The 12,585-nt window shown below is 60.4% G+C and carries 10 protein-coding genes and 1 riboswitch; of the genes, 9 read left to right on the top strand and 1 reads right to left on the bottom strand.

Features of this window, described 5'->3' with window-relative positions; translation table 11 throughout:
* The first annotated feature begins 150 nt into the window (after positions 1-150).
* The 4 genes from fcl to QFZ42_RS21550 all read left to right on the top strand — a co-directional run bounded on the left by fcl (position 151) and on the right by QFZ42_RS21550 (position 5,710).
* The gene (gene fcl / locus QFZ42_RS21565; RefSeq protein ID WP_307702926.1) at positions 151-1,089 is read left to right on the top strand and encodes a GDP-L-fucose synthase; all 939 of its coding nucleotides are present in this window, start codon (positions 151-153) and stop codon (positions 1,087-1,089) included.
* A gap of 246 nt (positions 1,090-1,335) precedes the next feature.
* Positions 1,336-2,874 (top strand): glycosyltransferase, encoded by a 1,539-nt coding sequence (locus tag QFZ42_RS21560; RefSeq protein ID WP_307702925.1) that lies wholly within the window; start codon positions 1,336-1,338, stop codon positions 2,872-2,874.
* 3 nt (positions 2,875-2,877) lie between these two features.
* The gene (locus QFZ42_RS21555; RefSeq protein ID WP_307702924.1) at positions 2,878-4,023 is read left to right on the top strand and encodes a glycosyltransferase family 4 protein; all 1,146 of its coding nucleotides are present in this window, start codon (positions 2,878-2,880) and stop codon (positions 4,021-4,023) included.
* A gap of 115 nt (positions 4,024-4,138) precedes the next feature.
* Positions 4,139-5,710, top strand: coding sequence for a hypothetical protein (locus QFZ42_RS21550; RefSeq protein WP_307702923.1), 1,572 nt, complete (start codon positions 4,139-4,141; stop codon positions 5,708-5,710).
* Positions 5,711-5,790: 80 nt separating this feature from the next.
* Here QFZ42_RS21550 and QFZ42_RS21545 read toward each other — a convergent pair whose 3' ends face one another.
* Entirely contained in the window at positions 5,791-7,098 is a 1,308-nt protein-coding gene (locus tag QFZ42_RS21545; RefSeq protein WP_307702922.1) for a D-amino acid dehydrogenase, read from the bottom strand.
* Between the two features lie 90 nt (positions 7,099-7,188).
* Positions 7,189-7,294, bottom strand: a riboswitch (glycine riboswitch).
* 239 nt (positions 7,295-7,533) lie between these two features.
* On the opposite strand from QFZ42_RS21545, the gene rfbB reads away from it, so the two are divergent.
* The 5 genes from rfbB (at position 7,534) to QFZ42_RS21520 (ending at position 12,584) form a co-directional block, all read left to right on the top strand.
* A complete protein-coding gene (gene rfbB, locus QFZ42_RS21540) occupies positions 7,534-8,622 on the top strand; it encodes a dTDP-glucose 4,6-dehydratase (RefSeq protein WP_307702921.1) in 1,089 nt (362 codons plus the stop codon).
* The gene (gene rfbD, locus QFZ42_RS21535; RefSeq protein WP_307702920.1) at positions 8,619-9,509 is read left to right on the top strand and encodes a dTDP-4-dehydrorhamnose reductase; all 891 of its coding nucleotides are present in this window, start codon (positions 8,619-8,621) and stop codon (positions 9,507-9,509) included. The genes rfbB and rfbD overlap by 4 nt, the downstream gene beginning before the upstream one ends.
* 22 nt (positions 9,510-9,531) lie before the next feature.
* On the top strand, positions 9,532-10,422 hold the full coding sequence (gene rfbA, locus QFZ42_RS21530; RefSeq protein WP_307702919.1) for a glucose-1-phosphate thymidylyltransferase RfbA: 891 nt from the start codon (positions 9,532-9,534) through the stop codon (positions 10,420-10,422).
* A gap of 35 nt (positions 10,423-10,457) precedes the next feature.
* Complete coding sequence (locus tag QFZ42_RS21525; RefSeq protein ID WP_307702918.1) at positions 10,458-11,912, top strand: glycosyltransferase family 2 protein; 1,455 nt, start codon at positions 10,458-10,460, stop codon at positions 11,910-11,912.
* A gap of 117 nt (positions 11,913-12,029) precedes the next feature.
* Positions 12,030-12,584: a dTDP-4-dehydrorhamnose 3,5-epimerase family protein gene (locus QFZ42_RS21520; RefSeq protein ID WP_307702917.1), complete on the top strand. Its 555-nt coding sequence runs from the start codon at positions 12,030-12,032 to the stop codon at positions 12,582-12,584.
* Position 12,585 lies beyond the last annotated feature (1 nt).

Below are 12,585 nucleotides of genomic sequence, written 5' to 3'. Positions count from 1 at the left end.
GCCGATGTCGATGCAGCGCGCCGCTGGTTGCTGGAATGCGAATGCACGCAGTTTCTCCGCTTGCATTCGCTTGCCCGACCGAAGGAGGGCCTAGGGTGACTTCGCGTACGATCTGTCATTTGCGTGTCAAAGGCTCGTGCGGAGGAATTTGTGACAAATTACAAACTGGAAGGCAAGCGCGTCTGGGTCGCCGGTCATCGCGGAATGGTCGGCTCAGCACTGGTTCGACGGCTGCAGAGTGAAAAGTGCACGACGCTGGTTGCAGGCAGCGGCGAACTCGATTTGCGTGACGCGACGGCGGTCAATCGTTGGGTACAGGCCAATCGTCCGGATGCGGTCATCATTGCAGCAGCCAAAGTAGGAGGAATCATGGCAAATGTCTCATTGCCAGCTGATTTCATCTACGACAACTTGATGATTGCCTCGAACGTCATCAAGAGTGCGCACGAAAACAAGATGGAGAAGGTGCTGTTTCTGGGTTCTTCGTGCATCTATCCCAAATTTGCGCCGCAGCCCATGCCCGAAAGCGCGCTGTTGACCGGGCCTCTCGAACCTACCAACGAGTGGTACGCCGTGGCAAAAATTGCCGGAATCAAGCTCTGCCAGGCTTTTCGCCGTCAGCACGGCGACGACATGATTTCTGCCATGCCTACAAACCTGTACGGCCCCGGTGACAACTTCGATCTGCAGACGAGCCACGTCCTGCCCGCACTGCTGCGAAAGATGCACATCGCGCGCGAAGCCGGCGATCCCACGGTGACGATCTGGGGGTCCGGAACGCCACTGCGTGAATTCATGTACGTGGACGATCTGGCCGACGCATGCGTGTTTCTGATGAAAGAGTATTCGGGCGACGAGCATGTGAATGTCGGCTCTTCTCAGGAAGTTTCAATCCGAGGACTTGCCGAACTCATCGCGGGCATCGTGGGGTTCAAGGGCGACTTGGTGTTCGACCATACCAAGCCGGACGGAACGCCGCGAAAGCTGCTGGATGGGTCGAAGCTTGCGGAGTTGGGTTGGACAGCCAAGCACAGCTTGGAAGACGGCATCCGCAAAGCCTACGACGCTTTTTTGACTACGCAGCGTTGAACTGAGGCCTGTTTCTCTGCCTGCATCCCTGGCGGGATGCAGTCGCCCGTCTGATGGATGAAGTGCAATAGTTACGCTTCATGCCGATTTCGCAGACACGGCAGAGCTTCGTGCTGCGCCAACATGCTTGCATATCCCTTCCCTGGTACTTGTCCACGGGAATGCATGGGCTCAGTTGTGTCTCGGCGCGGGGCGTTTGTCCGTGCTTCTTCATGAGTTAAGAGTTTGAATGAGCGAGGAGTTCGATTGCAGTTGACTACCCACTTGCCTGATTGGTTGCGCCGGGTTTTGAGGCTTTGCCGTTGGATCTTGATGGAGCCCTCGGGGGCGCCCGGATCCGCGAGAGCTTCCGGTGCGCACTCGGAATCGGCCGAGAGCATTGAAGCCCTGGTGATTCGAATCTACGAATTGGCGCTTCACCGGACTCCGAGTCTGGATGAGCGGGTGCACTGGACAAACGCGGTTGTCAGAGGGCAAATGAGCGTTGCAGGGCTCGTCAATGCCGTCTCCACTTCTCCCGAGGCAAAGCAATTGGGCGCGCCCGGCTGTTTGCTGCCGGACGTGCCCAACGGCAAGCTGATCCAGTTCGCATACGACTCAATTCTTGGGCGCGGCGCTATGGCGGCGGAAATTGCCCACTGGGACCACAGGATCAGCCAGCAGCATTTGGGGCGAGATGTCATTCTTACCTCTCTTTTTATCCAGAGAGCGAACGAAGTGCTCGGCAAGCAGGGGCCGGTGTTCAATCCGGATGTCTGCGATGTGATGGGTACGGGCAAGCTGATTAATGTCAAAGACTGGCAGAAGCGAGCGGATGCAATCGCAGAGCCGGTCGAGGAAATCAAGATCAAGGCCTATCGAAGCTTGGCCTTTCCCCGGAACAGCAATGAAATCCTTGTTTCAGCCGTCGCAAGCCTGTACCGCGGCGGGGATTACATCGAGCAGTTCATGGAGAACATCACCTCCCAGACGATTTTCTCAGCGTGCTGCGAACTCATCATCATCGACGCAGATTCTCCCGAGAACGAATACGAGGTGATTTCCTCGTACATGAAACGCTTTCCAAATATCGTTTATCACAGAGCATCCACCCGCATCGGAATCTACGAGGCGTGGAACCTCGGGGTAAAGATGGCCCGCGGGAAGTACATCACCAATACCAATCTGGACGATCTGCGGCGACACGACTCATTCGAACGCCAAGTCGAAATACTCGAGAAATTTCCTTTCGTCGACGTGGCGTATCAGGATTTCTACTATTCGTTCGACGGGAAGGCCAGCATCGCGAAGACTGCTGCGGTCGGCGTCAAGAGCGACGTTCCGGTTGTTACGCCATACAACCTCATGCGGTCCAACTCTCCGCACAACGCGCCCATGTGGCGCAGATCGATTCACGACGACGTCGGGTTCTTCGATGCAAGCTATCGGTCGGCCGGCGACTACGACTTCTGGCTTCGCTGTGTGGGAGCTGGCAAGGTGTTCTACAAGATCAACGATCCGCACGTTGTCTACTTCGTCAATCCTGAAGGTCTGTCGACCCAGCCCAATACGCGCGGCCACGAAGAGGGCAAGCAGGTCACTCAGTTGCATGGGCGCACTCTCATCTCGCCCAGGCTGCTTTGTTCCGATGAAGACTTCCTGGCGGAAGCGTCACGCGCCATGGGAGCTTCGATCGAAGTGAGCGAAAGCGAACGCGGCACTGAAGACTGGCGTTATGCAGCTTCGCAGCGTGCAATGCGTTTGTGCTCCATTGCTTCCCGTAAAAACACTCCAGCAAAGAAATAAGTCATGGCATTGGTGATTGATGGAGTCTTCTTCCAGCTGGCGCAGTCTGGTATCGCTCGTGTCTGGCGGGCGGTATTGCCGCGCCTTGCTGCGGAACTTGACATGCCCATCGTGCTGCTTGACCGCGGCGGCATCGACATAGATATCGCGGGCGTCGAGGTCGTCCCGTTTCCTTCGTACAAGTCGAAGTTCAACGCGCATGACTCCGTTCTGCTCGAGAAGGTGTGCCGTCACTACGACGCGTCGGTGTTCGCTTCGACCTACTACACGACGCCGCTGCAGACGCCGTCGATCTTGCTCGTCTACGACATGATTCCCGAGCGGCTTGGTTTCGACTTGACCCAGCGAGACTGGCGCGAAAAGGAGATCGCAATTGCCCACGCGCGCCGGCACGTCTGCATTTCGCACAACACGCGCAAGGATCTGCTGAACTACTACCCCGAACTCGACCCGGAGTCGACGACGGTTGCTCATTGCGGGATCGAGCCTGCTGTGTTCAAGCGAGCCGATGAATCAGCCATCGCCGCCTTCAGGCGCAAGACCGGGTTGAATCGTCCGTACTATATTTTTGTCGGTTCCCGTGCCCAGCATAAGAACTACAAGAATGCGAGTCTGTTCTTCGATGCGGTAAAGACCATGCGGAAGGTCGATTTCGACGTGCTATGTGTGGGAGGCGAGAAAAACGTGGAGGCGTCGGAGTCGGGTGGGCACAAGATCATCCAACTCGACCTGGACGACGAGAGTCTGGCAATTGCCTACAGCGGGGCCACCGCACTTGTTTATCCATCGCTATATGAGGGATTCGGCCTGCCCGTGGCTGAAGCGATGAGCTGCGGATGCCCAGTGATTTCAACCGCCCATGGTTCACTTCCTGAAGTCACGGGAACCGCCGCACTGACGATCGGAGGGTTCTCGGTTCCAGAGATGGTCGAGGCGCTCAACGCCGTCCGGCAGGATACGGTTCGTACCCAGTTGATCGATGCGGGCCTGGCTCAGGCAAGCCAATTCCGCTGGGAGTCCTTCTCGCATGATATTTCTCGTGTGGCCCAGCGAATTGCGGCCGATGGGCGCACTGGCAAGTTCAAGGCCTTCTACGACAAGTGGACCGAACTACGGGCACTGCAGGGCGATGTGGATGTTCTGGCCTGAGCTGCGTGCCGCTGGTTGCCGCAACCTTCTCCCGTTTGCGGCGGTGCAAATGCACTCAATGCCTCCGTCGCCCGTGCTTTTGCCGAATTCAATCTAACGTACCGAGCCTTTCCGAATGTCCCGACAGAAAAAAATAACGCTGTGCGTGATTGGCTTCGCCTGCCTGTTTCATGTGCTCGCCGTGATGGGCTACCTGCAGCGCAGCGGGCGCTTGGCGATCGTTCCGATCTACGACGACGTTGTCTACTTGATCGATGGCTTGAAGAGGCTCGAGGTGCTCGAGCGCTCGGGCTTGATAGGCTTTGCGGCCAGCTTTTTCTCGTTGCCGGCGCACTCTCCTTTCAACACGCTGTCTGCGACCTTCGGGCTCATGATGAGTGGGGGGGCGGTATGGGGGGCGTATCTTCTCAACGCAAGCTGGGTGTTCGTGATCGTCGGACTCGCGCTGTTGGTGCTTCGAAAGTCCGGCAACTACGGCCAGATCGGAATCGTTCTAGCGCTACTCGCGACGCCAATTCTCGGCAGCTTGGTCGCGGAGTTTCGGCCAGACCCGGCCTGGGGATTGCTGGTTGGATTTTCCTTGGCGCTGACTGCTTCTGTCGACGTCACGCTCTTGCGCACTTCGCGCCTGCTCGGGTTGGGGCTGCTGTTCGGTGCCGCTGTGCTTGCAAAGCCGACAGCCGCTCCAGCTACGATCGTCGTGCTGGGTGTCGGCTTGGTGACGCAGACGGCCCTGACTCTGATCTTGCAGCGCAGGTGGTCGACCAGGCTTTTCGTCCGCGCACTGGTGCTCGTGGCCATCGGTGCCGTGCTATTCATCACTCCCTATGCCGTAACGAACGGCTTGGAGATCCTCGCTTACATCCGTACGGTCATGGGCTCGGACATTGGCGTGTGGGGTGTGCAGGCTTCGTTGCTCGAGCACTTGACGTTCTATCTGAACAGAGGCGCCGGAACCTCGATGCTCGGATGGGTCTGGTACTGGATGGTGCCCATTTTTGCAATTTGCGTTTGCGTCTTGATTCGCGTTCGGGACAAGCGGTCGCTGTGCGGGCTGGCGGGCATGGCCGTCGCAGCGCTCGCGGCCTACGCCATCGTGACCGCAAGCCAGATGAAGACGATGATGATCGGCAGCATCCTCTACGGGACGATCGTTGCGATTACAGTCTGGTGCCTCGGGCAAATCGTGATTCACATCCGTGTCCGTCGAAAGCTCCTGCCAGTGTTAGGCGCCTTGGTCTTTGCTACGCAATGGGTGCCGCGCGCCGGCATGATCCAGCAGGCAGACCCGGCGATGGCGACTACCGACAAGGCGAGTCGGGCGGTCTTCCCCGAGGTGCTCCGGGCTTTTGCCTCTGGCAATGCAAAGACAGCCCTGGTCACCGTGCCGGGCCCTGTCTATGCCGGCACCCTGGATTTTCTTGCGCGCCAGCAGGGGGTGGCCCGCAATTTCATCTGGGCTGATACGTGGAATTCCTGGGACCTGTTCCTTAAAGGTGTTGCCGTTTCGGATGTGATCATCTTGAGTGAACCCGGCATGAAAGGGCAGGCACTCGGATTCAATTTTCCGGGCGTGAAGTTTCAGGCACCTTTGCTCAAATTGCTGCAGGGCGACCAGGCGTTCTCCGGACGGCCTGTTTATACGGATGAGCAGGGGCGGTCCGTCTGGGTGTTCGTTCGCAAGTAAGGACAGTTCGACAGGCGCTGGCATCCCGAGCATTGCCTCATGCTCGAATCGTAGATGCCGGCGGCAGTTTCGCGAGTGAGCTAACCCAGTGCGGGTTGCGGCATCCGCGGCCGCGAAGCCGGCATGCCGGTGAACACGAAATCGATTTCAGGCGCAAGCCCGCTCACGATCCGCGCAATCGACTTGCCCGAGCCGCAGGCGTGCGTCCAGCCGAGCGTGCCGTGGCCTGTGTTCAGGTACAGATTCGGCAGCTTCGTCTTGCCGATCAGCGGCACATTGCTGGGTGTCGCGGGGCGCAGGCCGGCCCAGAACTGCGCTTGCGTGATGTCGCCGGCGCCGGGAAAGAGTTGTTCGACGCGCCGTACGATCGCTTCGCAGCGCACGCGGTTCAAATCGCGGTCGTAGCCGTTGAGCTCGGCCGTGCCGGCAATGCGCAGGCGGTCGCCTGATTCGGAGGTGTAGCGCGAGAACACGAGCTTGAACTCGTCGTCGGTCAGCGAAACCTGGTGCGCCTTGGAGGCGTCCTTCACGGGCAGCGTGACCGAGTAGCCTTTCGCCGGGTAGATCGGCAGGCGAATGTCCAACGGCGCCGCATAAAGCGGGCTCAACGAACCCATCGCAAGCACGAAGGCGTCGCCGCGAATGCGCTGGAAGCGGCCTTCGTTGTCGGTGGCTTCCACGTGGTCGATGTTGCCGCCGGCTTCTCGCAGAGCAGTCACCGTGTGGCTCATGAGGAACTTCACGCCGGCCGCAGCTGCGAGGCTTGCCAGCTCACGTGCGAAGAGGTTTGCATCGCCCGATTCGTCCTCCGCGGTGTAGGTGGCGCCGGCCAACTGCGGGCGGATATGGGCAAGGGCGGGCTCGATCTTCACGGCTTCGTCCGCGGAGATCACCTGCCGTTCGCAGCCGAGCGCGCGCATCTGCTCGGCGGGCTCGAGCGCGCCGTCGAATTCCTTTTGCGTTGTGTAGAAGTGCAGGATGCCCTGTGTGCGTTGGTCGTAATCGATGCCGGTATCGCGGCGCAACTGCTGCAGCACTTCGCGGCTGTAGGTGCCGAGGCGCACGATCTGCTCGATGTTGTGCTTCGTACGGGCGGGCGTGCATTCGCGCAGGAACTGCAGCCCCCAGAGCCATTGGCGCATGTCGGCGCGTATGCGGAAAAGCAGCGGGGCGTCTTCCTTGCCCAGCCATTGCAGCACCTTGAGCGGTGCACTCGGATTGGCCCAGGGTTCGGCGTGGCTGACCGAGATCTGCCCGCCGTTGGCGAAGCTGGTTTCGGCGGCGGGGGTGGCCTGCCGGTCGACGACGGTCACTTCGTGGCCGAGTTGCTGGAGGTAATAAGCCGAGGTCACGCCGAGCAAGCCGGCGCCGAGAACGATCACGCGCATTTCAAGTACCTTTGAGGTTGAAGCGCTTGAACGGCGGGGTAGGCGTGCTATCGGATAGATAGCAAGCAACCGGACGCCGCCGTCCAAGTTGCCGCTCCCCCTGTCCTCGGTACCTGAGAGATTCACCCGTTGCGCCCGCAACGGGTTTGCTCCTTCGGTGCATCACACGAAGTGATGACTCTCCAGACGGCATATCAGTTGGTGCAGTACAAGCCCCTTGCCGAAGTTTCGGGAACTTCGTCGGGCCGACCTGAGCGTTTATGGGAGTTTGCGCCTTCGGTAGGGCAACCGGGGTTGCCCGCTCTCCTGCAGAGGGGCGATTGTAGGCGGGGCTCGCGGGCGCGCCAACCCCGGCTCTGGCCCCGGCGGGGGGCAATGGGATAATCGTCTGTTCATTCGCCAGAGGGCGATCGTTCGACAACAACAGGGGACCTCATGATCCTGGTAACCGGCGGCGCGGGCTTCATTGGCGCCAACTTCGTACTCGACTGGCTCGCGCAAAGCGACGAGCCCGTCGTCAACCTCGACAAGCTGACCTACGCCGGCAACCTCGAGACGCTCGCGTCGCTCAAGGGCAACCCGAACCACATCTTCGTGCAGGGCGACATCGGCGACAGCGCCCTGGTCGATCGCCTCCTGGCCGAGCACAAGCCCCGGGCCGTCCTGAACTTCGCGGCCGAGTCCCATGTGGACCGCTCCATCCACGGCCCCGAGGACTTCGTGCAGACCAACGTGCTCGGCACCTTCCGCCTGCTCGAATCCGTGCGCGGCCACTGGAGCGCGCTGCCGGCCGAGCAGAAGGCCGCCTTCCGCTTCCTGCACGTGTCCACCGACGAGGTCTACGGCTCCCTCTCCAAGACCGACCCCGCCTTCACCGAGGAGCACAAGTACGAGCCCAACAGCCCCTACTCGGCCAGCAAGGCTGCCAGCGACCACCTCGTGCGCGCCTGGCACCACACCTACGGCCTGCCGGTCGTCACCACCAACTGCTCCAACAACTACGGCCCGTTCCACTTCCCCGAGAAGCTCATCCCCCTGATGATCGTCAACGCCCTGGCCGGCAAGCCGCTGCCCGTGTACGGCGACGGCATGCAGGTGCGCGACTGGCTCTACGTGAAGGACCACTGCAGCGCCATCCGCCGCGTGCTCGAAGCCGGCCGGCTCGCCGAAACCTACAACGTCGGCGGCTGGAACGAAAAACCCAACATCGAGATCGTCCACACCGTCTGTGCGCTGCTCGACGAACTGCGCCCGCGCGCCGACGGCCAGCCCTACAAGGAACAGATCAGCTACGTCACCGACCGCCCCGGCCACGATCGGCGCTACGCCATCGACGCGCGCAAGCTCGAACGCGAACTCGGCTGGAAGCCCGCCGAAACCTTCGACAGCGGCATCCGCAAGACGGTCGAGTGGTACCTCGCGAACGGCGAATGGGTGCGCAACGTGCAAAGCGGGGCCTACCGCGAATGGGTCGAGAAGCAATACGACGCCGCACCCGCGCCTGCGGCCAAGGCCACCGCATGAAGCTGCTGCTGCTGGGCAAGGGCGGACAGGTCGGCTGGGAGCTGCAGCGCAGCCTCGCGCCGCTGGGTGAACTGGTCGCGCTCGATTTCGACAGCACCGATTTGAACGCCGACTTCAGCCGCCCCGAACAGCTGGCCGAGACCGTGCTCAAGGTACGGCCTGACGTCATCGTCAATGCCGCGGCCCACACGGCCGTGGACAAGGCCGAGAGCGAGCCCGAGTTCGCGCGCAAGCTCAACGCCACCTCGCCCGGCGTGGTGGCCGAGGCCGCCGAGCAGATCGGCGCGCTCATGGTGCATTACTCCACCGATTACGTCTTCGACGGCAGTGGAACCACGCCCTGGCAGGAAGACGACGCCACCGGCCCGCTCAGCGTGTACGGTCGCACCAAGCTCGAAGGCGAGCAGCTGGTGGCCCGGCACTGCGCCAGGCACCTGATCTTGCGCACCAGCTGGGTGTACGCCGCGCGCGGCGGCAACTTCGCCAAGACCATGCTGCGGCTGGCCAAGGAGCGCGACAAGCTGACCGTCATCGACGATCAGTTCGGTGCCCCGACCGGTGCCGAGCTGCTGGCCGATGTCACGGCGCATGCGATCCGCGCCACCTTGCAAGACCCTGGCAAGGCGGGCCTGTACCACGCGGTGGCCGGTGGGGAGACCACCTGGTGCGGCTATGCGCGCTTCGTGCTCGAACAAGCGCGCCAAGCGGGCGTGGAACTCAAGGCCGGCCCCGAGCAAGTCGAGGCCGTGCCCACGAGTGCCTTCCCGACGCCGGCCACGCGGCCGAACAACTCGCGCCTGAACACCACCAAGCTGCAAACGACCTTCGGGCTGGTACTGCCGCGCTGGCAGCAAGGCGTGGCCCGCATGCTGCGCGAAACGCTCTGAACGATCTACACGAGAACAAGCAATGACGACACAACGCAAGGGCATCATCCTGGCCGGCGGATCGGGCACCCGCCTGCACCCCGCCACGCTCGCGCTCAGCAAGCAGCTGCTGCCGGTGTACGACAAGCCGATGATCTATTACCCGCTCAGCACGCTGATGCTCGGCGGCATGCGCGACATCCTGATCATCAGCACGCCGCAGGACACGCCGCGCTTCCAGCAACTGCTGGGCGACGGCAGCCAGTGGGGCATCAACCTGCAGTATGCGGTGCAGCCGAGTCCCGATGGCCTGGCGCAGGCGTTCATCATCGGCGACAAGTTCGTGGGCAATGACCCGAGTGCGTTGGTGTTGGGCGACAACATCTTTTATGGCCACGACTTCGCGCACCTGCTGAGCGATGCCGATTCGAAGCCTTCCGGCGCCACCGTGTTCGCCTACCACGTGCACGACCCCGAGCGTTATGGTGTGGTGGCCTTCGATGCGCAGGGCAAGGCCAGCAGCATCGAGGAGAAGCCGCTCGAGCCCAAGAGCAGCTACGCCGTCACGGGGCTGTACTTCTACGACAACCAGGTCGTCGAGATTGCCAAGTCCGTAAAGCCGAGTGCGCGCGGTGAACTGGAGATCACTGCGGTCAATCAGGCCTACCTCGACCGCGATCAGCTAAATGTGCAGATCATGCAGCGCGGCTATGCCTGGCTGGACACGGGCACGCACGAGAGCCTGCTCGAAGCCGGCCAGTTCATCGCGACACTGGAACATCGCCAGGGGCTGAAGATTGCTTGTCCTGAGGAGATCGCTTGGCGCAACGGGTTCATCACCACCGAACAACTGGAAAAGCTAGCGGTTCCCCTGGAGAAGAGTGGCTACGGAAAGTATCTGCGGCATCTGCTTAAGGACGAGGTGCGTTCTTAAGTGAAACGCGCACCTCCCTGGAAGTGCAACTTGCAATGACAAAGCGACCACGCTTCAGTGTTGTTGTTCCGACGCGCAATCGCCCGGAGACATTGCGACACGCATTGAAGACTTGTCTCGACCAGGATTTCGACGACTACGAGATCATCGTTTGCGATAACAGCGATCCCGTGGCCGCGGCGGAGGTGGCTGCAATCGTAGAGGCGGTGAATTCGCCCAGAATTCGCCACCTGCCTTCCGATCGTCCGCTGGCGATGAGCGCCAACTGGGAGCGTGGCCTGAATGAGGCGCGAGGCGAGTACGTTACGGTACTGGGTGATGACGACGGCCTTATGCCCTATGCATTGCGCGAACTGGATCGCCTGGCATCGCGCACTGGTGCGAAGGCCATTCGATGGCAGCGCTGCATCTACACCTGGCCGACGATCGGCGTAGAGGGCGAGGCAAACCTTCTCATCCTGCCCCTTTTTCGTACTGTTGCCGAGGTTGATGGAAGGGCGCAGATCGCGAAGGTGATGCGGTTCGAGGCCGGGACCGATTCCCTGCCGATGATCTATTGCTCCGTGATTCATCGGGACCTGATCGAGCAGCATCGCGCAACGGCTGGTCGTGTATTTCTAAATATCTACCCCGATATCTACTCGGCCTTCGGCTTTGGCTATCTTGTAGGGACGTACGTGTCGGTCAGTGTGCCGATGAGCATTGCCGGGCTCTCTCATGCAAGCAACGGGGTGGCGACCCTTATGAAGGAAAAGCAAACCGCGGTAGCCAGCGATTTCTCGCGGTTGAATGAAGCATTCGGCTATGTCCACCATCCGCAAGTGCCTGAAAAGACGATTCTCGGGCCCGTCCATATCGCGGACTCTTTTCTGCATGCAAAGGATGCGCTCTTTCCGCGTGACGAAGTGCTGGTGTTCGACCGCAAGCTTTTCGTGGAGCGCTGCCTCGGAGCGATCCCGGACACCGATCCTGAAGAGCGGGAGCGCGTACGCCAGATCATTCGGGCTTCGATTGCAGACAGTCCGGAACTGCTGAAGTGGTTTGATGACGAGGCGCCCAGTCTGCCCCCGGCACCCTTGCACACCTTTCGACCCCGGCGCTTCGGTTTCGATGGTGCGACGTTGAGCCTGGATGTTGCGCCCTTTGACATCAAAGATGTCTCGCATGCGGCCGGATTGGTGGCTTCGCTGCTAGGTATCGGCGAAAAGGAGATTCCTTTCGACGTGCCGGCCTTGGTCGACGTGTATGCCCATGTCTGGGCGGAACAGGAAAAGGTCGCGCGCGCGGAGCACGAGGTCGAGCAAGTGCGGCGCCAAGCCGCGAGCAGCGCCGCTGATGCGAACAGGCAGGTATTGGCTTTGCAGGAAGTTTGCGCGCAACTGGAGCATCAGTTGGGCCAGGCGCGCCATGCAGGCTCGCTGCGCTACGTGCCAAAGCGAGTGTTGCGCAAGATGATCGACCTGTTTCGCAAGCCGCCCACTGCCGTTTAGCGCGTTTGAAACACTTGCTGGCTTGCAATTGATTGCGATATCAACGACAACCGTCGATAAGCATCGCGGCATGCCCGGCGGCCGGAAAATTTGTCTCACGAAAAGATAGGCGCTTGCATGGCTAGGTTTTCCATTCGAGATACAAGTTTGAATGGGCTTCACGTCGTGCAGCGGCGGAAAGTCGAAGATTCGCGCGGATTCTTCAGCCGATTCTTTTGCGCTGATGAAATTGCAACTGCAGGCTTCCTTCGGCCCATTTCTCAAATCAATCACACCTTGACGAAGCGCCGCGGCTCCGTGCGTGGCATGCACTTTCAGTTTCCGCCTCACTCAGAAGACAAATTCGTGAGTTGTTTGCGAGGAGAGGTGTTTGACGTTGCAGTCGACTTGCGGAAGGACTCGCCAACATTCCTTCAATGGCACGCTGAAATCCTTACTGCCGACAACGACCGCAGCTTGCTGATTCCCCAAGGGTTTGCGCATGGCTTTCAAACCCTGGTAGATGACGTCGAGTTGCTATACCTCCATTCGGTTCCTTATGCTCAATCTGCGGAAGGGGGGCTGAGCCCTACTGATCCAAAGCTTGCCATTGCGTGGCCGCTGGAGCTGACCGAGTTGTCACCTCGCGACGCAGCGCATCCTCATTTAACGAACGATTTCGATGGAATCTGAA

The organism is Variovorax paradoxus (genome assembly GCF_030815855.1).
Taxonomy (GTDB): domain Bacteria; phylum Pseudomonadota; class Gammaproteobacteria; order Burkholderiales; family Burkholderiaceae_C; genus Variovorax; species Variovorax paradoxus_M.
This window is presented reverse-complemented; position numbering and strand designations above follow the sequence as displayed.